The organism is Oscillibacter sp. PEA192 (assembly GCF_003574015.1).
Classification (GTDB): Bacteria; Bacillota; Clostridia; order Oscillospirales; family Oscillospiraceae; genus Oscillibacter; species Oscillibacter welbionis.
This window is the reverse complement of record NZ_AP018532.1, coordinates 742,955-765,696: the sequence shown is the minus strand read 5'-3', so window position 1 is coordinate 765,696 and position 22,742 is coordinate 742,955. Positions and strand designations below refer to the sequence as shown.

The window sequence follows — 22,742 nt, the reverse complement described above, 5'->3', positions numbered from 1 at the left end:
CCTTTCTTATTTCAGGGCGGCGCGGCGTCCGGCGGCATCCACCGAGCGGATGGTCAGCCGCTCGTCCTCGTACTTGTTCTTACGGAACAGCAGGTACACAATGCCCACAACCAGGACCACGGCCACCACAGTGCCGATGCCGAAGGAGACCTCGCCGGTGATGAGGCCGCCGATCTGATAGACAATCAGGGAGACCACATAGGCGAACACGCACATATAGCCGATGGCAAAGGCGGTCCACTTGGCGTTGTTCATCTCCCGCTTGATGGCGCCCATGGCCGCGAAACAGGGGGCGCACAGCAGGTTGAAGATCATAAAGGAGTAGGCGGAAATGGCGGTGTAGTCCTGTGCCACCAGAGCCCAAATCTCGTCGCCGTTCTCACTGAGCTCCCCAGCGAAGTTGTACAGCACGCCGAAGGTGGCCACTACGTTCTCCTTGGCGATCAGGCCCGTGACCACGGCCACAGTGGCCCGCCAGTTGCCGAAGCCCAGGGGCGCGAAAATGAAGGCCACGGCACTGCCGATAGCGGCCAAGACGGAGTTATTCATGTCCTCCACCAGGCCGAAGGCGCCGTTCTCCCAGCCGAAGCCCTGGAGGAACCACAGGATGATAGAGGAGGCCAGGATCACCGTGCCGGCCCGCTTGATGAAGGACCAGCCCCGCTCCCAGGTGGCCCGCAGTACGTTGCCCACGGAGGGGATGTGGTAAGCAGGCAGCTCCATGACGAAGGGCGCCGGGTCGCCGGCGAACATCTTGGTCTTTTTCAGGATGATACCGGAGATGACGATGGCCGCCACACCGATGAAGTAAGCGGATGCGGCCACCAGGCCGGAGCCACCGAACAGGGCGCCGGCGATCAGGCCGATGATGGGCATCTTAGCGCCGCAGGGGATGAAGCAGGTGGTCATGACCGTCATGCGGCGGTCCCGCTCGTTCTCAATGGTCCGAGAGGCCATGACGCCGGGGACACCGCAGCCGGTGCCCACCAGCATGGGGATGAAGCTCTTGCCGGAGAGGCCGAACTTCCGGAAGATCCGGTCCATGATGAAGGCGATTCGCGCCATGTAGCCGATGTCCTCCAGAATGGCCAGCATCAGGAACAGCACCAGCATCTGGGGCACGAAGCCCAGCACCGCGCCGACACCGGCCAGGGCGCCGTCGCAAATCAGGCCCACGACCACTTCGTTGACGCCCCAGCCCTCCAGGGCGGCACGGGGGATCTCCACCAGCCAGGCAGTGCCCAGCACATCGTTGGTCCAGTCCGTCAGGAAGGTGCCGAAGGGACCCATGGCGATCCAATACACCGCGAACATCACCACGGCGAAGATGGGCAGGGCCAGGATCCGGTTGGTGACGATCTGGTCGATCTTGTCGGAGGTGGAGAGGCGATGTTTCTCGCCCTTCTTCTTGACGGCCTTCGTCACCAGATCGTTGATGTACGCATACCGCTGGTTGGTGATGATGCTCTCCGCGTCGTCATCCAGCTCCTTCTCGCAGTCCACGATGTGGTCCTCCAGGTGGGCCCGGAGGTCTGTGCTCAGGTTCAGGTCCGCCAGGACCTTCTCATCCCGCTCAAAGACCTTCACCGCGTACCAGCGGAGATATCGGTCGTCCACCATACCCTGGATGGACTCCTCGATGTGGGCGATGGCGTGCTCCACGCTGCCCGTGAACACGTGGGGCAGTTCAGCGGCGCGCTTCTGCTGGGCCATCTTGGCAGCCAGCTCCGCAGCCTCCACGCCGCCCTCGCCCTTCAGGGCGCTGATCTCCACCACCTGGCAGCCCAGGGCGTCACTCAGCTTCCTGGCGTCGATCTGGTCGCCGTTTCTGCGGACCAGGTCCATCATGTTCACCGCCACCACCACGGGCAGGCCCAGTTCGATCAGCTGGGTGGTCAGGTACAGGTTCCGCTCGATATTGGTGCCGTCCACGATGTTCAAAATGGCGTCGGGCTTCTCCTTCACCAGATAGTTCCGGGCCACCACTTCCTCCAGTGTATAGGGGGACAGGGAGTAAATGCCGGGCAGGTCCTGGATGACGATATCCTTGCGTCCCTTCAGCCGGCCCTCCTTCTTTTCCACTGTGACGCCGGGCCAGTTGCCCACGTACTGGTTGGAGCCGGTCAAGTCGTTGAACAGCGTAGTCTTGCCGCAGTTCGGATTGCCGGCCAGTGCGATCTTCATGTCCATCGTTCTCTCCTTCCAAAGTGTTAGTTTAGGCTAACTTTCATCCTGAAAAACAGCGGCAACAGCCGCCATTGATATTTCCACCGTCCCCGCATCATCCGGGAAAGGGGGGCCAGGGGAAACCTCCGGCTTCCCCGGTTCTTTCGCCAGTGGCGAAAGAACAAAATGAAATCATTTTAGGCAGGGCGTGTACCTGCCGAAAATCCCCCGACCCGTGCGTCCCTGGGGCGCACACACCAGTGACCAACGTCACTGGTGAGGGGGAATAGTGGAGGCAGACCGCAGGTCTGCCGGAGCGTAAAGGGGGACGCAGTCCCCTCTTTAAGAGACCTCGATCTTCTCCGCGTCGGCCTTCCGCACACTGAGCTCATAGCCCCGCACATTCAGCTCCATCGGATCGCCCAGAGGCGCAACCTTGCGGACGTGGATCTCCACGCCCTTGGTAATGCCCATATCCATGATCCGGCGCTTGGTAGCGCCCTCTCCGTGGAGTTTGACCACTGTGGCGGTCTCCCCCACCTTGACATCTTTCAGGCTCTTCATATTCTTCCTCCTACTCTGCTCTCAAATCATGATCCGGTTCGCCATGGTCTTGTCCAATGCCACCCGGCTGTCCTTCACCTGCAGGATCAGATTGCCGGCCAGCTGGCTGACCACCGTGACATCACTGTTCACCACGAATCCCAGCTCCGCCAGATGCTGCCGGACCTCATCCCTGCCGGTGATCTTGCGGATCGTAACAGTCTCTCCCGGCCGGGCCATTGTCAGAGGCATCATAAAACCTCCCTCCTCTGCAAGACACTTCTTCCACTTGGATCTGTTCTGTGGTTAGCTTTTGCTAACCTTCTTTCGGTTTTGTAGTTTATCATGGCTAACCATGGCTGTCAAGCCCTTTTTCGGAAAAATTTGAAAGCCGTGAAAAAGGAGTCGGCCCCCGCGCGGCAGGCACACCGCGCGAGGGCCATGTTGAGGGGAAAAAAGGAGATAAGTATCAAAGAAAGATCTTTGATGAGCAAATGTTACCAGGCCGCCAGCTTGCGGCCCAACTCCCGGCAGGCCTCTCGGGCCTCTTCATTGGGAGAATCATTGGCGATCAGGCCCGCTTCGTCATACAGGTTGGCGCCCGCCGCCTCGCAGCGGCTGCACCACTCCCGCATCCATTGGCCGTCGCCCCAGCCGTAGGAGCCGAACAGGGCGATCTTCTTTCCGCCCAGAGAGTCCTCCAATCCGGCGAACATGGGTTCCACTTCGTCCTCCTCCAGCTGCTCGGCGCCCATGGCGGGGCAGCCGAAGGCCACGACACCAAATTCAGAAAACCGGGCGGCAGAGAACTCCCCAGGGGGCAGCATGGCGACCTCCGCACCGGACTCCCTGGCGCCGTCTGCGATGCAGTTGGCCATGGTCTCCGTGTTGCCGGTACCGCTCCAGTATACGATGGCTAATTTGTTCATAGCATTGCTTCCTTTCCAGCTTGTGTTGGAGCTCACGCTGCGATCAGCTGCGTGATGGCCGTGCCCTTCCGGAACTGCTCACAGCAGGCGGCAGTGCAGCGGCGGTATTGATCGAAACGCTTTTGTGCCGCCTCCGGGTCGCCGTAGGCCTTCCAGTATCCGCAGCAGGTGTAGTTCCTGCCCCGGTTCCGGATGAAGCCCACCACATCCTCCAGGGGGTAGCCCAGAAAGACGCCGATCTCATGGGGGAATTCCCGCTCCAGGCACAGCCGCCTGGAAAGCTGCCTCAGCAGCTCCTGACAGCTCTGATCCGCCCCATACCCCTGCCCCGCCAGAAAGGCGCGGGTGGATGGCTCCGAGAGGATCGACCGAAGCCATCCGGCCCGGTACAGGTAGATCAGACAAGCACCCGTCTGCGGACAGTATTTCAGGACCCGGATGGTGATGCCGTAAGGGGCCAGCTCTTTGGCCCAGCGGGCCGCGGCCTCCCGGGGCTGCCGCTTGTCAGCGCCCTGATACCGGAACAGGCTGGCCGGCTTCACACCCGCCAGCGTGGTGGCACATTGTTCCACCAGCACCGCTTCAAAGCTCCGTTCCATGACTGCCCTCCGTTCCTGCCGCCGAAGTTAGTTTTAGCAAACCCCGGCGTTGAAAGTATGGGCCGCTCCCGGCCCGCGCCGTTAGTTAGTTTTAACTAACCACAGGTAGAATATACCATAGCCGCTCTGCTCTGTCAAGCCCCTTTTTCAATTTTTCCGCATCCGGGAAAGCGCGCCGGGGATCCACGCAAAAAATTTGCAAAATCTGCCGCCGTCCTCTATACTGAACCAAAAGACCTCTCCGGAAAGGAAATGCCTATGAAAATTCTGGTACTCTCGGATTCCCATGGCGCCGTCAGTCCCATGGAGCAGGCCGTGGAGCAGACCTCCCCGGACCTGATTCTGCATCTGGGGGACTGCTGGCGGGACGGGGAACGGCTCCACGACAGGTTTCCCTCCATCCCCCTGGAACAGGTTCCGGGCAACTGTGACTTCCGTCCCACAGAGCCGGCGGAACGGCTGCTGGAGCTGCGGGGCAAGCGTATTCTCCTGTGCCACGGCCACACCTACGGCGTGAAGCAGTCCCTGGTGACCGCGGGGTTTGCCGCGGAGGAACAACAGCTGGACCTCTTCCTCTTCGGCCACACCCACAGACCTCTGGTGGACCGGCGGGGCCGGACACTGTTCCTGAATCCCGGCAGCATCGGTGCCCCCACCCGCCCCTCCTATGGCGTAGTGACCATCCAGGACGGACAGTTGGACGGCCGGACATGGTGGCTCGCGTGAACACCCCTTGTCAAACCGGCGGTTTTCCTGTATAATGATCGTACTCAGTTGGACATGGGAGGAGAACCCTGCATGGATATCGCCTCAATCGCCCTCCATTTTCTGTGCGCGGCTGTCGCCGGTTTTCTTATCATGAGCATCTTCGGCGTTCAGGCCCTGGTGGCGCTTTGCTCCTCCATCTCCCTGGCCAGACGCCGGAAGCACCAGGTCCCGGCCTTTGATCTGGCGCTGGCACTCCGCCGGATCGCCTGGCGCACGGTGATCGGCTTTCTGGGCGTGGCCGTGATTTCCGCGCTGATGATCTGGCTCACCGCCGCCCCCGGCACCTTTGGATATCTCTTCGGTATGATTTTGTCCTTTCTGAAGAATCTGAATCGGATGACGCCCAACGACCGGAAGAATCAGCGCCGGTTTGAGAAGATGTTCGCGGACTGCTACCCGTACGAGGACGAGCTAGACGGGGACGATGATTTTTGATTGGGAGAAACAACGCCCCGGAGCATTGCTCCGAGGCGTTTTCTTAATGTCCGCAGGTATCGCAATGTCCTTCGCAAGCCCGCAGTTCCTCTCCGTAGGGGATGCTGTTCCGGTCGTAGTAATCCCGGATAGCAGCCCGCACCGCCTCTTCCGCAAGGACAGAGCAGTGGAGCTTATGGGCCGGAAGGCCGTCCAGAGCCTCCACCACTGCCCGGTTGGTGAGCTGCAGGGCCTCGGAAACAGGCTTGCCCTTGATCATCTCCGTAGCCATAGAGCTGGTGGCGATGGCACTGCCGCAGCCGAAGGTGTTGAACTTTACATCGGTAATCACTTGGGTCTCCGGGTCCACCTGGATATACATCCGCATGATATCCCCGCACTTGGCGTTGCCCACCTCGCCCACGCCGTCGGCGTCGGGCAGCTTCCCCACGTTCCGGGGATGCTGGAAGTGGTCCATCACTTTATCACTATATAAGGCCATAGTCATTGTCTCCTTTCAGATCAGATGCGGCCGCAGGCCGGTCTCCAGCTCGTCCCACACAGGGGACATGCCCCGCAGATAGGACACGATCCCCGGCAGGACCTCCAGGATATAGTCGATCTCCTCCGGCCGGTTCTCATGGCTCAGGCTCAGCCGGAGGGAGCCGTGAGCCACCTCGTGGGGCCGCCCCAGGGCCAGCAGCACATGGCTGGGGTCCAGGGAGCCGGAGGTACAGGCGCTGCCGGAGGAGGCGGCGATGCCCTTTTCATCCAGCAGCAACAGCAGGGACTCCCCTTCGATCCCCTCGAAGCACACGTTCACATTCCCCGGCAGCCGCCGGGCCGAATCGCCGTTCAGCGCGGTGTGGGGGATGGCGGTAAGGCCGGCGATCAGCCTGTCCCGCAGAGGCGTGAGGTAGGCGGCGTTCTGTTCTATGGTGGCACAGGCCTCGTCAAAGGCGGCCGCAGCGCCGCAGATGCCGGGGATGTCCTCCGTGCCGCCCCGCTTCCCCCGCTCCTGGGCACCGCCATGGATCAGCGTAGCCAGAGGAATACTGCGCCGGGCGTACAGCACTCCCACGCCCTTGGGCCCATGGAACTTATGGGCGGAGAGGGACAGCAGGTCCACCTGCATCGCCTCCACATCGATGGGCAGGTGGCCTGCCGCCTGGACCGCGTCCGTGTGAAACAGGACCCCCGCCTGGCGGCAGACGGCGCCGATCTCAGCAATGGGCTGGATGGTGCCGATCTCGTTGTTGGCAAACATGACGCTCACCAGACAAGTGTCCGGCCGGATGGCATCCCGGACCTGCTCCGCCGTCACCACGCCGTCCGGCGGAATGTCCAGCAGGGTTACTTCAAAGCCCTCCCGCTCCAGGGCCTGGAGGGTATGGAGCACGGCATGGTGCTCGAATTTCGTTGAGACGATATGACGTTTGCCCCGCTTCTCCCCCAAGGCCGCCGCGGTACGGAGGGCCTGGTTGTCCGCCTCGCTGCCGCCGGAGGTGAAGGTGATCTCCCGGGGATCCGCATGCAGGTTCCGTGCAAAGATCGCCCGGGCGGCCGCCAGCTTCTCCGCCGCCCGCTGTCCCGGCGTATGAAGGCTGGAAGGATTGCCGTAGATCTCCTGAAAGCAGGGCGTCATGGCCGCCAGCGCCGTGTCGCTCACCCGAGTGGTGGCCGCGTTGTCCGCGTAAATCTTCATCTGGTTCACTCCTTTTCCCAGTTAATTACTATGGTATAGTTATCTCACAAAAAATCCTATTTGTCAAGTAGGAATTCAGGGAAAATATACACGGCGGGTTTCCCCGCCGTGTATGTGGATGCAGTTTCAGATGGCCGCCGCCCCCTGCGGCGCGGTCTCCATAGAGCCGGATGCCGGGGCCGCCTGCCGGATTGTCTGCGCAGGCGCCAGCTCCGCCTCCGGCCCCTCCTGGCTCAGATACTCCTCCAGGCAGACGCCGGTGCGGTAGATGTCCGCTGCCGCCGCCTTGCCCACGTAACGGTAGTGCCAGGGCTCGTACCCGATGCCTGTGATGTCGCTCTTCTCCGAAGGATAACGGAGGATGAAGCCGTACTTCCAGCTGTTCTCCATCAGCCACTTCTGCTCCGCCGTGTCCTCCTGTTCCTCGTCCAGGATCTGATAGCCGGCGGCTACAATGTCCAGAGCCAGGCCGGTCTGGTGCTCGCTGGTGCCGGGCTTGGCCACCCACCGGGCGGCCTCCGCCTCCACCCGGTCCTCCGGCACACCGGAGGCCCGGACCCGCGCCACCTTGTTCCGGTACAGCCGGGTCTGGGTGGCCTCTGTCCGGTAAGCGGAGCAGACGATGGGGTTCAGGCCCGCCTCCCGGCAGTCGGAGAGCATGTCATCCAGATCATCATAGATCCGTTCGTCCACCTGGAGTCCATTGGATAACGTGGCCAGCTTGATCTCATATCCCTCCGGCACCGTGTGCCAAGGGTTCACCAGCAGCAGCTGCCAGTCCTCCTGCCCCCTCTGGTCTGCCGGAGCAAGCTGGGCCGCCGGGACAGTCTGGGGGATGTACGGTATCTCAGCCTCCGCCGCCAGGGCGGTTGGGGCCAGCACCAGAACCGCCGTCAGCAGGGCGCCGCAGCGAGTCAGGATTTTCTTTCGTATGTTCATATCGTTCCTTTCCGGCCGCGGACGGCCGTCTGATCTTCTTTGTTCTGTTTTTATGGTACAGCCTTCCGACCGCGAAAACAAGGGAGATTTTGTGAACGATTGGAAACAAAAAGAAACAAGTCCTCCAACAGAGCAAAACGTGAGGGGTGGAAATCAGAGATACGAAGAGGCAGCTTCTATCCAAACAGCAGCGCTCTTCGTTCTCAACTCTCGACCCTTCACGCTTCCCAGGGGATCCCCGCAAAAAGGCCGCCCGGGAGGGCGGCCTTTTTGCGCTTGATTTTGCAGATTACTTGTACATTTCCGGCTTTTCCATGGTCTCCACCTTCAGGAACTGAGAGGTTCCGCGGGAGGCGTTCAGAGCGTCGCCAGCCACGCAGGCCACGTAGCCGTCCCAGGAGGAGGGGCCGGTGAGCTTGCCGGCATGGACGGACTCCACCCACTTGCAGAACTCAATGTCATAAGCCTCGATGAAGCGCTCCTTCCAGTCGGTCATGATGGGCATGGACTCGGCGGGCTTCACGCTGTCCCAGCCGGCGGGACGGGAGCGGCACACCACGGCGTAGGGATCGGGCAGCTTGACGGTGCCGTTCTCGCAGACCACCTCGCACTGGATGTCATAGCCGTAGCCGTCGGCCACCTGGACCTCCACATCGATGAAGCAGCCCTTCTTGGTGCGCATCAGCATCACCTGGGGGTTATCATAGCCCTTGTCGGAGTTGGAGGACTGGCGGACCTTCACGCACTGCACGTCCTCATACTCGTCATCCAGCAGCCAGCGGCAGATGTCCAGCTCGTGAATGGCGACGTTGGTGACACCGTTCTCGGTCTTGAAGCCCGGGCCCTGGGAGACGTTGCGGTGGCAGGCCTTGATGATGAGGGGCTTGCCCAGCTCGCCGGAGGCGATGATCCGCTTCATCTCAGCGTAGCCCCGATCATAGTGGCGCATGAAGCCCACCTGCACCAGCCGCTTGCCGATCTCCTGCTCCCGGCGGATGATCTCCTCGCAGTCCTTGGCGTTCTGGCTCAGGGGCTTCTCACAGAAGCACCACTTCTCCTCTGCCAGAGTCTTCATGACGTAGTCGTGATGGGTAGGATCGATGGAGGTGATGACCACGGCCTCCACCTCAGGGTCCTTGATCATGCCGTCGCAGTCGTTGCCATAGGACTTGATGCCGTACTTGGCGGCAGTCTCGTCGGCGGCAGCAGCCACATAGTCGCTGACGGCCACGACCGTGGCGCCGGGGACCGTCTCGATAATGCGGCGGCAGTGATCCTTGCCGATGGCGCCGCAGCCGATGATGCCGATTTTCAGAACCTTATCCATGATTGTGTACCTTCCTTTATTTGAAAATGAGGATATGCAGTTGTAAGGCCGCCCGTTTCAGCGGGGAAAGGCAGCTATGATGATGTCTGGCAGATGCGCCCCCCATTTTCTTTTTGAGACATCAAAAAGAAAATGCGCCGCGCCCGGTGGAAAAGAAAACATGTTCGGCGGGTCGGTCTGCGCAGGCGCAGACCTCCTGCCGCCGGCGGGGGATGGTTGACGGTCCCTTGCGGCAGTCAGGGACGGAAACGCGCTACCCTTGGGGAAACCACCAGCCCGGGGAAGTCAGGGATACATCCTGCGCCGCTTTTCGCTGCCGCTCTCCTGGCAGTTCGGGAAAGCCCGGAGATCTTCCTGTAGGGGCGGTTATCAACCGCCCGCCGCACCGTGGCCCGGACGGTCATAGACGTGCCGACCGGGGCGGCAGCTCAGTAATCAAGAATAATCTTCCGGCACTTGGTACAGCGGGAGGCTGGGATATAAGGTGGCGTAATAAGCGGGGTATCCTGCCTGCTCAAATGCTCTGCATCCTTAGACAAGTCCGGTGGTCCGGCTTTCCGAGGCTTTGGCAGCCAATAGATTCCATAGTTGCTTTGCAAAGCGCCGCTCCCCATTTCCGCGCCGCAAAAAGGACAATTCAAACGAATCTCCTCCTCTTTCGATACCCGCAGGAAAGGGACTTGGGGAAACCAAGTGTTTTCCCAGTTCTTTCGCCAGCGGCGAAAGAAGATCTTTCAATCATTTTCGGCAGGACATGCGCCTGCCGAAAATTCCCCGCCCCAGGCGCCTGGGGCGCCGTTCACCAGTGACCGATGTCACTGGTGGTAGGGGAGGTCGAGGGGGAGCAAGCTCCCCCTTGAGAGGATCAATACTTCCGGGCGTCCCTCACGTGGTCCAGGTGATCCTGATAGGCCGCCAGGTTCTCCGGCCGCTCGGACACCTCCGTGTCGCCCACGCGCCACCAGGAGCCGTAGCCGTCGGTCATGGTCTTGGGCAGCACCTTGATGTCGAACAGCACCGGGCGGTCCTTCACCTTCTTGGCGTCCTCGAAGGCCGCCGCCAGCTCCTCCATGGTGCGGATGGAGTAGCTCTTGCAGCCGTAGCCCTCCGCTACCTTGGCGTAATCGATGTTCAGGAAGTCACCGAACAGGCCGTCCTTGCTGCGGTACCGCAGCTCCGTGCAGAGCGTCACGTTGCCGTGGCCCACCTGCAGGTTGTTGATGCAGCCGAAGGAGGCGTTATCGAACAGGCAGATGTTGATCTTCTTGCGCTCCATAACAGCGGTGACCAGCTCGCCGTGGAGCATGTTGAAGCTGCCGTCACCGCACATGGCGTAGACTTCCCGCTTGTCGCCAATGGCCAGCTTCACGCCCAGGGCACCGGCGATCTCATAGCCCATGGTGGAGTAGCCGTACTCCATGTTATAGCAGTCGATGCCGGTGGGCCGCCACATCCGCTGCATGTCGCCGGGCAGGGAGCCGGCGGCGCCGATAGCCACGTCGCCCTCGCTCATCATGGCGTTGATGGCGCCCAGCACGGTGGTCTGGCACAGGCCTGCGTCCAGGTCCTTGGCGAACCGCTTGGCGGAGTCGGCGTTGGCGTCGTTGATGATGGGTTTCCAGCTCTTCTTGTCCTCAAAGGTGATATGATCCAGGCGCTCCAGCTCCTTGGCCCACTTCTCGCGGGCGGCGGACACCTCAGTGGTGTAGGGAGCCTTGTAGCCGTCCAGCTTCGCCAGCAGGCGGGGCAGGGCATCCTTGGCGTCGGCCACCACGGGCACGGCGTCCATCTTCAGGGCCTGGAACTCGGACACATTGATGTTGACGAACTTGCAGGTGTCCTTGAACAGCCACTTGGAGGCGGTGGTGAAGTCGGTGTAGCGGGTGCCCACGCCGATGACCACGTCCGCCTTCTTGGCAATATCGTTGGCGGCGGAGCAGCCGGTGACGCCCAGGCCGCCCAGGTTCAGGGGGTGGGTCCACTCGATGGCGCTCTTGCCGGCCTGGGTTTCGCCGAAGGGGATGCCGGTGGCCTCTGCGAAGGCCCGGAACTCCTCGTGGGCCTCAGAGTAACGGACGCCGCCACCGCAGACCAGAATGGGCCGCTTGGCCTTCTTGATGACCTCCGCCGCGTCGGCCAGAGCGGCCTCGGTGGCGGGACGGCGCTCCAGACGCCAGACGCGCTTCTTGAAGAAGCTCTCGGGATAGTCATAGGCCTCGCCCTCCACGTCCTGAGGCATGGCGATGCAGACGGCGCCGGTGTTGGCGGGGTCCGTCAGCACCCGGAAAGCGGAGATCATGGCGCTCATCAGCTGCTCCGGCCGGACGATGCGGTCCCAGTAGCGGCAGACGGCCTTGAAGGCGTCGTTGGTGGAGATGGAGAGGTTGTTGGTCTGCTCCACCTGCTGGAGCACGGGGTCCGGCTGGCGGCAGGCGTACACGTCGCCGGGCAGCACCAACAGGGGGATGTTATTGGCGGTGGCGGTGCCGCAGGCGGTGACCATGTTGGCCGCGCCGGGGCCCACGGAGGAGGTGGCCACGCAAATCTGCTTGCGCTTCATCTGCTTGGCGAAGGCCACGGCTGCCTGGGCCATGCCCTGCTCATTCTGGCCGTGCCAGATCTCCAGGTGCTTGGCCTCCTGGCTCAGGGCCTGGCCCAGGCCCACCACGTTGCCGTGGCCGGGGATGATGAATACACCGCGGACGAAGCGGCTCTGTTCGCCGTCCACTTCGATATACTGGTTCTCAAGGAAACGGACCAAAGCCTGCGCCATGGTCAAACGAACGGTTTTCATGGGGTGATTACCTCCTGTCAGTGATTGGGATAGATGTGGTCGTTGGCATCGGCCTTCCACAGCCAAGCGTGCTCCGGATCGTCGATGCGGGTCTTGTCCCAGGGATCCCCCTCCAGGTGCCGGATGCCCCAGGCGTAGCACATGGCATAGCCCGGCGCGGCGGTCTGGGAGTGGAAGCCATGGTTGATGACGGCGCAGCCATTGTGCTGCGTCTTGAAGATCTCGCCGTTGGCAAAGCCCGCGCCGAAGCCGTCGGGATAGTCGAAGCGGTAGAAGTACACCTCCGGCTGGGGATGGTGGTGGGGCGGATAGGAGCTCCACTTGCCGGGCAGATTCAGCACCTCGCCCAGGACCATCTTGGAGAAGGGGGCGTTGTCCAGGTCGAAGAAGGTCTTGATCTCCCGGGACATGCAGCCCATCAGCTCGCCGCCAAAGCCCTTGTGCTCCACCTGGACCTTGTCCGGGGTGTACATGACGGCCTCATAGGGCGTCTCGTTGACAGTGGCCTGGATATACAGCTCACTGTGGGCCTTGGCGGTGATGGTCACCTTCGTGCCGCAGCCGGCCAGCAGGCAGTAGGCATCGTGGTGGAAGCAGTCCGGCCGGTCGGCCTCCACCTTCTTGCCGTCCCACTCATAGGTGACAGAGCCGGAAAACAGGAGGATTGCCACCTCTTTTTTGGCATCCTCATAGACGTAGGTATCCCCCGCCTCCATCAGCAGCAGGCCCACGTCCATCTGGGTGCCCATGTCGTCCACAGAGGAGTCAATATAGGCATTGTACCCGTTCTTCAGCTCGGCGTTCTTGTTCATATAGGCCATTGGAGTCATCTCCTAAATAAAGATTGTTGCTCAAATTCCATTCGCGCCAGCGGCGCGATGCATTTCAACCATTTTCGGCAGGACATGCGCCTGCCGAAAATACATTGACTTAGCCGCCCTGGGCGGCGTCCCCAGTGACCGACGTCACTGGGGAGGGGGGCGGTCGAGGGGGGACGCAGTCCCCCTTCGAATTAGAGTCCCGTATGCTCCCGGATGTACTTCCGTGCCTTCATGGCATACTCCAGCGGATTGGCCTTGGCAGGATCCTGTTCCGCCTCCACCAGCAGCCAGCCCTGGTAGCCGGCATCCGCCAGCACCTTGAACACAGGATCGAAGTCCACGTCGCCGTCACCGGGGACGGTGAAGGCGCCATTGCGGACGGCCTGCAGGAAGGACCAGTCATTCTTCCGGGCCTCTTCCACCACGGGCAGCCGCATATCCTTCAGGTGGACGTGGCCCACCCGGTCCACGTACTTCTTCAGCATAGCCAGGGGGTCCTCGCCGGCGAAGGTGAAGTGGCCGGTGTCATAGCACAGGAACACATACCGGGGATCGGTGTTGGCCATCATGCGGTCCGTCTCCTCGCTGGTCTGGACCACGGTGCCCATGTGGTGGTGGAAGCACAGCTTGAAGCCCCGGTCCGCAGCGATCTTGCCCAGCTTGTTCAGGCCGTCGCACAGGAGCTTCCACTCGGCGTCGTCCATCACATGCTTGTGGCCGCCGGTGAGCACGGGTACGTCCATCTTGCCCTGGATGGAGTAGCTCTGCTCGCTGACGTTGATGCGGTTGGCGCCCACAGCAGCCAGGAAGTCCAGGTTGGCGATAAAGTCCTTCTCCTCCTCTTCAAAGGGGCGGGTCAGGAGGAAGGATGAGTACCAGCGGCTGGCGATGCGCATGCCGCGCAGGTCCAGGGCCTTCTTCAGCTCGGCAGGATCCTTGGGATACTTGTTGCCGATCTCGCAGCCGGTGAAGCCCGCCAGTGCCATCTCGCTGACGGTCTGCTGGAAGGTGTTCTCCCCGCCCAGCTCCGGCATATCGTCGTTGCACCAGCCGATAGGTGCAATGCCCAGGAATACGTGGTTGGAATCAAACATTGGAATTTCCCCCTTGTGAAGCCTCAGAATTTTTCCAGCGGTCCCGTAAGAGCGGGGCCGCATGTTTTGCACACTTCTCTCCATTCTGTGTTCGTTCACAGAAATACGGAAAGCAATCACACGCCTCTCTGCGTGCTCTCTTACAAACTATCATTTTTAGGGAGAAAAATCAACTTCTTTTCCAGGGCCTCCGCCATTTTTTCTATTTTAGCCAAACGGCTCCTCTCTTTTTCGTAGATATAACCGTACTGTCTCCAACCCCCGCAGCGGATGTGCCCGATTTCTCCCTCGTTTCGTCCACAAAAGACTCCGTCCGCCGGAAATCCGGCCCCCAAAACATCATGGAGAAATTGCAGCTGGCTGTACGCTCCCGGAAAAAGGCATCGGCGAAATCGACACTCTGAAAACCGGAATGTCACCCGATAGTCGGCGGCACATTCGCGCCATACCCCCGAAAGATTGCTGTCCCCAAGAGTACGACAGGCACGGAAAACAGTGAATGAAGGCCACCCGTCCGGAGCCTTTCTCTGTTCAGCAGAATCTACGTTTTCTCTATGGAGTAATAAATTTTTCTAAAATCGGAAATGACTTCTATTTTGCGGTAATGTGCATAAACTAACAATGGCCTCTTGTCATTTGCCGCTGCCAAAATATAGCCATGCAGCTCATCTAAAGACGCTTTCCCGCAAGGTTTCCGACATCACGTTGCCAGTCCGCATACTGGAGAAATCAAACGGAGCTGCCCGAAAAATCCTCCATACTGCAGTTCCGATTGGCCACTGGCCTTGAGTTTGTGGCCACGCGCACGAGGTTCTTCACGAATACCTTGGCAAGGAGCTCCGTCATCCGCATACCGGATGGGAACTGTTGTTTCCGGCGTTCAGCATTGTGCATGCCTAATCAGGGAGGATGGGAAACGGATAATTTTTTTGAGGGGGACGTATCATGCAGCTGCTTTGGCATATATTCCGATGGTTCTGCGGCGGAGTCGTTTTCTGCGCTTTACAGCTTCTTTTGACCGGAAACTGCCATTGGACCGATCTTGCCGTATTCTCCCTCCTGTGTATCCCTTTGGACGCTGTCAACGAACGAATGCCCTGGACATTTCCGCTGTGGCTCCAGGCAGTTTTGGGAGGGATCGTGCTGATTGTTTCCCAGTTGACCGCCGGGCTGGTTTTCAATGTCTGGCTTGGTTTGGGGCTTTGGGATTACACTTCTCTTTTCGGCAATTTTTTGGGGCAGATTTGTCTCAGATATGCGCTTTTATGGCTGCTGTTGGCCGGCCCGCTCTTGATTCTGTTTGATATGATCGGATTCCGATCTGGCGGTCCCTGGCCGCACTATAAGCTTATTTGAAAGAGCACGAAGCCCGTTGGGGCTTCGTGCTTACATCTGGAATTCTTTATGGAGAAGCAGCGCTTTGCTTTTCACAATTAAAATGCAGCTGGCCCAAACCATGCTTCCCAGAAGGACACTCATGGCTATAGATAAAAGTCCCGGGATCAAGCAGCAACTATGCAGCCCCGCAAAGAAGACCGCTGCCAGCGCAGCAGTTGACACCGATACCGTGATCGAGCGCAGCAGCGGCCATCCCCGCATTGCCAGCGTCAGGATAGTCATCAGCCCCAACAGCCCCGCTGTTCCCGCATATAACATCTCCTTCATAACAGGAGAGATCCCCTCTAATACAGCGATCTTTCCGGCTGCGTCAAGCGTTTCCCAATTTTCCAGGAACCGCTGACAGAGGCGCTCAAAAACCGGATGGCTGAAGGCGGATTGTGTAAGGTGCGGCAGAATACAGGCACTGAGAAGGCCAATCCCTGCGGGCATCCATGTTCGGATTGCAGACAGCCGGCGCCGGTCTCTTCGCGCGGCTCCTACCCATCGCAGTAGAAACCAAATACCATACGCGATTGCGGCTCCCGCCAAATCGACCGCCACATCTCGTGCAGCTCCACTGCGCCCTGGAACAAACGTCTGATGAATCTCATCCAGGGCTGCCAGGACGGCACAGAAAACTCCCGCGGCAGCAGACCGGCGCAGGATGTTCCGGACAAAGGGCGCAAGCGCCGCTAACAACAGGATGACCAAAAGGAAATACAAAAACATGTGGGCGGCTTTTCTCTCAAAAAACGAGAGCACCTCAACAGCTGCCCCCTGAATATCGGCCTCGGACCGGGCATACGCAGGCGACAGCACAATTAAGATGCGATGCAGAAGTCCATCAGATACTTTCCCGGAGGCAGACGCTGTCTGGGCGGAAAATCCCCAAATGATTCGATACCAGAGCAATGGAGGAATCCAGAGCAGGAATCTGGCAAGGGAAAAATGATTGGTCATAGAACTCTCCTTATATCGTGTAGGAAATCTGTCCTGAAAAAACCGCCATGCGCTGACATTTCGCATGGCGGTTTTTTGAAAATTCTGATCTTTATCTGAAAGCAGCCTGTTGCGGAATGCGGACCTCGGCGCCTTGCCCGCAGTTCACCTCTTCCGGCTCATGGAAAGTTGGCACAACCCTGTGCAGCGCCTCCCGAATGCAGGAGGAATCATCCTTCTCCAGGGCCTCCTGGAGAATCTCCAGCTTCTCTCTCAGCTCACCGGGAGTAATCGCCGGCTGCCGCTCGATAAAAATCTGGCTGTTCTCCGTCTGCTCAATGTCCCGGCTGGCAATCAACAGCTCCTCGTACAGCTTTTCGCCGGGCCGCAGCCCCGTCTCCACAATGTCAATGTCCCGATACGGCACATACCCGGAGAGTCTGATCATATTTTCCGCCAAATCCAGGATTTTTACAGGTTGTCCCATATTCAGAACAAACAGCTCGTTCTTCCGGGCCATGGCACCGGTCTGCAGCACCAACTGCGCAGCTTCCGGAATTGTCATAAAATAACGGATAATGCGCTTGTCTGTTACCGTGATCGGTCCCCCCGCGGCGATCTGCCGCTGGAACAGCGGTACTACGGAGCCGTTGGAGCCCAGGACATTTCCGAATCGAACCGCCACGAAATCTGTGCCGCTGTGTCCTTTCATGGACTGAAGAATCATCTCGCAAAGCCGTTTGCTGGCGCCCATTACAGAGGTGGGATTGACCGCTTTGTCTGTGGAGATCAGCAGGAACTTCTGAACACAGAACTCATCCGCGGCCCGCACGAGGTTTAGTGTGCCAAATACATTGTTGCGGATCGCCTCCTGAGGGCTGTTTTCCATAAGCGGCACGTGTTTGTGCGCAGCGGCATGAAAAACCACATCCGGCCGGTATGTAGCGAAGATCTGCCGCATCCGCCTCCTGTCCCGTATAGAAGCGATCTCCACTTTCAGATTGAGCCGCCCACCATACTGGTACAGCAGTTCCTGCTGAATATCATAGGCGTTATTCTCATAGATATCCACGATCACCAGCTCTTTGGGATCGTGCTTGACAATCTGTCGGCACAGCTCTGAACCGATAGAGCCGCCGCCTCCAGTGACCAATACGGTTTTTCCAGAGAGATATGCATCCACAGGCGCTGGGTCCAAGTACACCGGCTCACGGCCCAATAAGTCCTCAATGCGGACCTCGCGCAGTTGAGAGCGCATCGGCTTTTGGCGGATCATGTCCAGTGTACTGGGCAAAACAGAAATTTTGATCCGCTCGAGGCCGGACAGTTTCTGTAAAATCTCGTGGCGGCGGTTTTCCCCCGCAGATGGAATCGCCACAATGATCTCCTGAATATCCATCGCGCGCAGGCGCTCCTGCACTTGGCTGATCGTCCCCTTCACTTCCACGCCATGGATTCGTTTTCCCAGCTTGCCAAGGTCGTCATCAAAAAAGCATTGCACACTGTATCGGCTGTCTGGATTGCTCTGGAGCTCATCCAGCAGCTGAACGCCAGCTGCTCCTGCACCGACAATGGCCACAGGGATTTGATGGCTGCCCTTACTAAATAGTACCCGACTGCGGTAAACACGGTAGGCAAAGCGCAGCAACAGCATTCCCAAGACCCAGAGGCTGGCCACACAAGTCAGGAGCATAAAGGAAATTATGCTCTGTAGAAAAATGCGGCTCAAGACCTCGTAGAGGAAAAATCCGCAAAATGCAGCCATGAGCAGCGACAGGTATTCCTTACTCTCAGCGTACCGCCAAAGGCTGTCATACGTGCGGAATAAAAGTTGGAAAAGCACTGTGCAGGCATAAAGCAACGCAAAATTTTGAATCAGCTGAACGGATTGTCCAACTGCATCCGTCAGATTATATCGCAGAGAAAACCACGAGAAAAAAGTCGAAAAAACAATTAAAATCAGACTGTCACACAAAAAGAGAATCTGTTTTCGCAGATGATTCATCTTGCCCATACGCTCCTAATTGCATTATGTGTCGTTCCCCGCTTAATTTAGGTTACGATCATATAACAAATTATACAGCGTTATGGCCGAAATTTAAAGTGGCAAATATATCTTTCTGCCATCTATTTTTTCAAATCCATTTTTCGGCTAGATTTTTTTAATTTTGTGTTTGTCATAGAAAAATGGATAAAATGGCGCAAAAAATCAAGTGTAAGCAACTCCTGCTATCGGAGTGCGCACAGGAGGACGTGAGTTTGTTTAGCGCCCCAGCGTGGAACTTTTCATATCCATTTTCAATTAACAAAAGTTCCTAGGCGCCACTCATTTTTTGCTTTTTTACCGCTAAGGACATCCTGTAATTCTGTTTCTACACTTCTGTAGTCAGTAACTTATTTTTACTTTTAACACAGGTCATGCGGATCTCCCCTCTTGTTTGTCCGGATGCGAATATATATCAATATTCGCACCAAAAAGCGAAATAGCCTCCACCACCCGAAAAACTATATCAAAGCAGTTTTCCCCTGTAATGTCCCATACTTATGACACATCAAACTGCCGTGCAAAAAGTTCAACCGCGAGAAATTCATAGATAGACGGTTCCGCTTGATTGCGGGTTACCATCTGTGCAAGCGCCTCTTTTTTGAAGTACTTCTCTGTACGGCAATCCTCAATGTACGCCAACAGATAATCCCGCGAAAACCTCCTGCCCCACTGTGTCACAGGCGCTCCAAAGCCCATTTTATTCGTGCGCCAGGTAACTTCCCGAGGCATTCTTCTGTCAAATGCCTGCCGCATCAGATACTTGGTGTAACCATTTTTGATCTTGTACTCAGGTGGAATCCGACAGCACAGTTCCACGAACTGATAGTCCATAAAAGGAATCCGGCTTTCAATTGAAGCCGACATATACAACCGGTCGTCATAGCGTACAATATGTGTCAACTGGGTTGCCGTCAACTCCGTGTATTGGAGATTTTCCAGTATTTTTGGATACAGCAACTCCCGCAACTCCACACGATTGCGCTGGTCTAACAGGTCGGGGTTGATGAACCGGCCGGCACGATGAAGCTGCCGTGAGTCCCGCACCACTGGCTGATTAAAGTAGAGCGCATAAGCGGCCAGATCTCTCACAGATAATTTGGAATGGCGACTGGCCTGACGAAATTCTGACACCAGAGTCTTCCACTGCTTTCTCTTGATCAGGGATGCGAAAAAGAATGCATAATAACGCTCGTAGCCAAGCATCAATTCATCACCACACTGGCCATTGAGAATCACCTTATAGCCGCGGCGATTGATTTCATCCAACAAAAATTTGCTGCCTAAAAGAGAGAGTCCACAGCTCCCTTCTACATGCCACACCAAATTCTCAAAACGCTTTTCAATGTCCTCGGCATCCGGTAGGATCTGGTTACCTGTACAGCCGCAGGAACGGTTGATAAGATCGGCAAAGAACCACTCGTCACAGGAGTTGTTACCAGGATAACTGGTAGTAAACGTTTGCAACCGTGAGGGGTCTTCCATCTGCGAACACATCTCAGTAACCATGCAGGAGGAATCCAGCCCTCCGGACAAAAGCGCCCCCAGGGGGGCGTCGCTACGCATACGCCAGCGGCAAGACCTGGAAAACTCCTCTGTCACCAACCGCACCCACTCCGCCTCGGTTTTACTGTTATCATAATGAACATGCAACGTCCAATAGGAAGAAATGGTAAAGGAGTCGATGGTGTTATGACCGGCCCCCAGCTGCACAACAAGCTTATGGCCAGGTCGGAGGGTCTTCATGCCTTCAATCAGAGTCTGATCGTTATAATCACTGATATGATATATCAGGTTAGCTGCCAAATAAGAGGTGTCAAACCGCCGTTGTACGGCACCATCCTGACAAAGCTGCTTCAGTTCTGATCCAAACATGATACGGTTTCCCTGGCGCCAGTAATGGAACGGTTTGGCTCCCAGCCGATCTCTGGCGCAAAACAGCTTATTTTCCTGTCCATCCCACAAAGCAAACCCCCACATGCCGTTGAACTGTGTGAGACAATCTTCACCCCATTCGCAGTAGGCATACAGTAAAACTTCCGTGTCGCTGGTGGTGTGGAAGGTATACCCCAGAGCTTCCAGTTGGGCGCGAAGTTCCATGTAGTTATATAACTCCCCATTGTAGATGAGGGTGATATCCCGTTCCGGCAAATACATCGGCTGATGACCACCAACGCTCAGATCCAAGATGCTCAGGCGGCGATGACCAAATCCCAAAAAGGAAGCGGTCCCCACGGCAGTTTCCAGCGGAGGGACCTCCAGCCCTTTTACTGTATCGTTCCCCCCGAAAAAAGATGTCCCACCGGGGCCAATCAAAGCATATCCCTCGTCATCCGGCCCCCGGTGACGGATGACATCCGTCATACGCCGCAAGATTCCAATATCCACTCCACGGTCTAGATCCAGATAACCACTGATGCCACACATAAAATAATTCCCTTCATTTGATATTCGTTGCCCGTGGCAATGCACACAGAGATACAACTGCTTTCTGCGAAGATAGCCCCAAATTGAGGCCAGCATTCGAGGCAGAATGCCTGCACGGCTCCAAAAAAGCTGAGTGGGGACAGGCAAAGAATCATAGCGTGAGCGCGCTAGCAGACCACTCAAAAAAGAGGCTACTCTGCATATGGGACGCGCCGCTTTCTTTCTGATCTCTGCAGAGCGTCCTTCCTCGGACTATAAAAATTACCAGCCGCTAATAGAAGGCTCCTCTTCAGTAGCGATATTTTTCCTGCTCATCTTTGTTTGCGCGAAAAATGACATGGCTTGATAAGCCCGGTTTTCCATACCGCAGGGATGACCAAAACACTATATCCAGAGAACACAAAGAAAGTGGTCAAGCACAGCCGAATCAGCAGCGGCAGTTCTGCAAGCCATTGCTTGCAGCCCCACGTCAAAAGGATGGACAGGATTCCACCTATCAATATGTTCGGTGTTAAGTTCCAAAGAGATTTCAACGACAGGAATGATGCGGTCCGGCGAGCAGACTGCACATTCAGCATGCCGATTACTAGGGTGGCTACGCTGCTGGCAAGGGTCACTCCAAATACACCGAACTTTCGACAAAGCAAAATGCTCAATGTAACATTGCAGGCGATGCCGATGACACTGTTTACCGCGGGGTGCTTAGAGTCCTGATATCCGTATTGGACCCGGCTATATACCTCACGTAACGCCAAAGGGATAAAACTCAGGCTGTAGCCCATCAATGCCTGGGCTGTCATAGCCGCCGCTTCCGCGTCAAATGCGCCGCGGCCATATATGAGCAGGACTATGTCTTCCGCCTGGCTTACTGCGATCACAGTGACAGGCAGCAGCAGAATCACCAGAACCAAAATCGCCCGTTCTGTCAGTTGGGCCACAGCCTGTTCCTTTTCCTGCGAAATATATTCTGTTACATGGGCATAAAGCACGGAGCAGAGGGAGCAAATCAGTGTCCCTACCAGATTGGAAAGTGTAGCGGCATAGCTCATGGCAGTGACCGTCCCATCCGCCAGTCCGGATACCAGGATTTTGTCTACCATTTGGTTGATATAAACTGCACCATAGCCGATAGAAAGTGGTCCAACCATTGCGAGAAGCGAACGGACCTGCGGATTACGGAACGGATTTCTACTGCTCTTCCTCAAATAAGTCCGCGCCTGATAACCCAGAAACCCGGCGCTGAAGGTTGCATACAACCAATATCCAATGACTAGGGAGTCCACGCCCAGATAGGGCGCTCCCAAAATAATCACGATAACCAGGATCACGCTTTGGTACAATCCCTCCAGTTGACCTGGGATAAAGCGTTTGTTGGAGTTGAGAAGTGCATGAAAAACCGCCATCCAAACCAATGGAATGAGGATCGGGGAAAATAGGCGAATATAGCCCCCGAGCTGGCTACTCAATTCCTGGGAATAGCTTGGGGCCAGCAATTTTGAGATCCAGGGGGAAAGCATAAAAATGGTCGCTGAAATCGCCGCTACAACGATGGTGCCTGCGCAAAGGGTGTCGCTGGCAAACTGCCCGGCTTCATTCTGGGTCTCTTCCTTCACATGAATATAAACAGATACCACTGCGGTAAGCATCACTTGAACCAGCAGATATTGGATGTCGCCGATAAATCCATAGGACAGATTGATCAGGTCAGTCTCGGCATTGGCGCCAAAAATGCCGGCGATTACCATCTGCTTGAAAAAACCCAGCGCCTTGACCAAAATCAGCACGCCACTGACAGAGAGAATATTTTTCAGCAAACGAGACTGCATCCCAGAGTATCCTTTCAAATCTTCAAA

20 protein-coding genes are annotated in these 22,742 nt (G+C 57.3%); 3 read left to right on the top strand and 17 right to left on the bottom strand.

The window, feature by feature from the left end; translation table 11 throughout:
* Nucleotides 1–6: 6 nt before the first annotated feature.
* The 5 genes from feoB to DN611_RS03640 form a co-directional block, all read right to left on the bottom strand.
* Complete coding sequence (feoB, locus tag DN611_RS03660; RefSeq protein WP_021749371.1) at nt 7–2,190, bottom strand: ferrous iron transport protein B; 2,184 nt, start codon at nt 2,188–2,190, stop codon at nt 7–9.
* Between the two features lie 318 nt (nt 2,191–2,508).
* A complete protein-coding gene (locus DN611_RS03655; RefSeq protein WP_021749373.1) occupies nt 2,509–2,730 on the bottom strand; it encodes a FeoA family protein in 222 nt (73 codons plus the stop codon).
* A gap of 21 nt (nt 2,731–2,751) precedes the next feature.
* Entirely contained in the window at nt 2,752–2,964 is a 213-nt protein-coding gene (locus tag DN611_RS03650; RefSeq protein WP_025543494.1) for a FeoA family protein, read from the bottom strand.
* Nucleotides 2,965–3,206: 242 nt separating this feature from the next.
* On the bottom strand, nt 3,207–3,638 hold the full coding sequence (locus DN611_RS03645) for a flavodoxin (protein ID WP_119310673.1): 432 nt from the start codon (nt 3,636–3,638) through the stop codon (nt 3,207–3,209).
* 32 nt (nt 3,639–3,670) lie between these two features.
* Complete coding sequence (locus DN611_RS03640) at nt 3,671–4,237, bottom strand: DUF3793 family protein (RefSeq protein WP_021749377.1); 567 nt, start codon at nt 4,235–4,237, stop codon at nt 3,671–3,673.
* A 258-nt stretch (nt 4,238–4,495) separates the two neighbouring features.
* On the opposite strand from DN611_RS03640, the gene DN611_RS03635 reads away from it, so the two are divergent.
* The gene (locus DN611_RS03635) at nt 4,496–4,963 is read left to right on the top strand and encodes a metallophosphoesterase family protein (protein WP_025543495.1); all 468 of its coding nucleotides are present in this window, start codon (nt 4,496–4,498) and stop codon (nt 4,961–4,963) included.
* Nucleotides 4,964–5,035: 72 nt separating this feature from the next.
* Nucleotides 5,036–5,440, top strand: coding sequence for a hypothetical protein (locus DN611_RS03630; RefSeq protein WP_021749380.1), 405 nt, complete (start codon nt 5,036–5,038; stop codon nt 5,438–5,440).
* Between the two features lie 43 nt (nt 5,441–5,483).
* Here DN611_RS03630 and nifU read toward each other — a convergent pair whose 3' ends face one another.
* The 8 genes from nifU to iolE all read right to left on the bottom strand — a co-directional run bounded on the left by nifU (nt 5,484) and on the right by iolE (nt 14,099).
* Nucleotides 5,484–5,921: a Fe-S cluster assembly scaffold protein NifU gene (gene nifU / locus DN611_RS03625; RefSeq protein WP_025543496.1), complete on the bottom strand. Its 438-nt coding sequence runs from the start codon at nt 5,919–5,921 to the stop codon at nt 5,484–5,486.
* A gap of 15 nt (nt 5,922–5,936) precedes the next feature.
* Nucleotides 5,937–7,124 carry a cysteine desulfurase family protein gene (locus DN611_RS03620; protein ID WP_119310672.1) on the bottom strand — a complete coding sequence of 396 codons (1,188 nt, stop codon included), beginning with the start codon at nt 7,122–7,124 and terminating at the stop codon, nt 5,937–5,939.
* Nucleotides 7,125–7,250: 126 nt separating this feature from the next.
* Nucleotides 7,251–7,784 carry a M15 family metallopeptidase gene (locus tag DN611_RS03615; RefSeq protein ID WP_394802910.1) on the bottom strand — a complete coding sequence of 178 codons (534 nt, stop codon included), beginning with the start codon at nt 7,782–7,784 and terminating at the stop codon, nt 7,251–7,253.
* A 568-nt stretch (nt 7,785–8,352) separates the two neighbouring features.
* Nucleotides 8,353–9,390 (bottom strand): Gfo/Idh/MocA family protein, encoded by a 1,038-nt coding sequence (locus tag DN611_RS03610; protein WP_021748895.1) that lies wholly within the window; start codon nt 9,388–9,390, stop codon nt 8,353–8,355.
* Nucleotides 9,391–9,818: 428 nt separating this feature from the next.
* Nucleotides 9,819–10,031 carry a PF20097 family protein gene (locus tag DN611_RS17235; RefSeq protein ID WP_353733894.1) on the bottom strand — a complete coding sequence of 71 codons (213 nt, stop codon included), beginning with the start codon at nt 10,029–10,031 and terminating at the stop codon, nt 9,819–9,821.
* Nucleotides 10,032–10,255: 224 nt separating this feature from the next.
* Nucleotides 10,256–12,184, bottom strand: coding sequence for a 3D-(3,5/4)-trihydroxycyclohexane-1,2-dione acylhydrolase (decyclizing) (iolD, locus tag DN611_RS03605; RefSeq protein WP_119310671.1), 1,929 nt, complete (start codon nt 12,182–12,184; stop codon nt 10,256–10,258).
* 17 nt (nt 12,185–12,201) lie between these two features.
* Nucleotides 12,202–13,005, bottom strand: coding sequence for a 5-deoxy-glucuronate isomerase (locus DN611_RS03600; protein WP_021748900.1), 804 nt, complete (start codon nt 13,003–13,005; stop codon nt 12,202–12,204).
* A gap of 191 nt (nt 13,006–13,196) precedes the next feature.
* Nucleotides 13,197–14,099: a myo-inosose-2 dehydratase gene (gene iolE / locus DN611_RS03595; RefSeq protein WP_021748901.1), complete on the bottom strand. Its 903-nt coding sequence runs from the start codon at nt 14,097–14,099 to the stop codon at nt 13,197–13,199.
* Nucleotides 14,100–15,044: 945 nt separating this feature from the next.
* Here iolE and DN611_RS03590 point away from each other — a divergent pair.
* Nucleotides 15,045–15,455 carry a putative ABC transporter permease gene (locus DN611_RS03590; protein WP_025543501.1) on the top strand — a complete coding sequence of 137 codons (411 nt, stop codon included), beginning with the start codon at nt 15,045–15,047 and terminating at the stop codon, nt 15,453–15,455.
* Between the two features lie 30 nt (nt 15,456–15,485).
* Here the strand turns inward: DN611_RS03590 and DN611_RS03585 are convergent, their stop codons facing one another.
* From DN611_RS03585 to murJ, 4 genes are all read right to left on the bottom strand, one after another.
* Entirely contained in the window at nt 15,486–16,439 is a 954-nt protein-coding gene (locus DN611_RS03585; RefSeq protein WP_025543503.1) for a VanZ family protein, read from the bottom strand.
* A gap of 91 nt (nt 16,440–16,530) precedes the next feature.
* Nucleotides 16,531–18,423 (bottom strand): polysaccharide biosynthesis protein, encoded by a 1,893-nt coding sequence (locus DN611_RS03580; protein ID WP_025543504.1) that lies wholly within the window; start codon nt 18,421–18,423, stop codon nt 16,531–16,533.
* A 537-nt stretch (nt 18,424–18,960) separates the two neighbouring features.
* Nucleotides 18,961–20,889 carry an asparagine synthase (glutamine-hydrolyzing) gene (gene asnB / locus DN611_RS03575; protein ID WP_160117402.1) on the bottom strand — a complete coding sequence of 643 codons (1,929 nt, stop codon included), beginning with the start codon at nt 20,887–20,889 and terminating at the stop codon, nt 18,961–18,963.
* Nucleotides 20,890–21,200: 311 nt separating this feature from the next.
* Nucleotides 21,201–22,715: a murein biosynthesis integral membrane protein MurJ gene (gene murJ, locus DN611_RS03570; RefSeq protein ID WP_025543509.1), complete on the bottom strand. Its 1,515-nt coding sequence runs from the start codon at nt 22,713–22,715 to the stop codon at nt 21,201–21,203.
* Nucleotides 22,716–22,742: the final 27 nt, after the last annotated feature.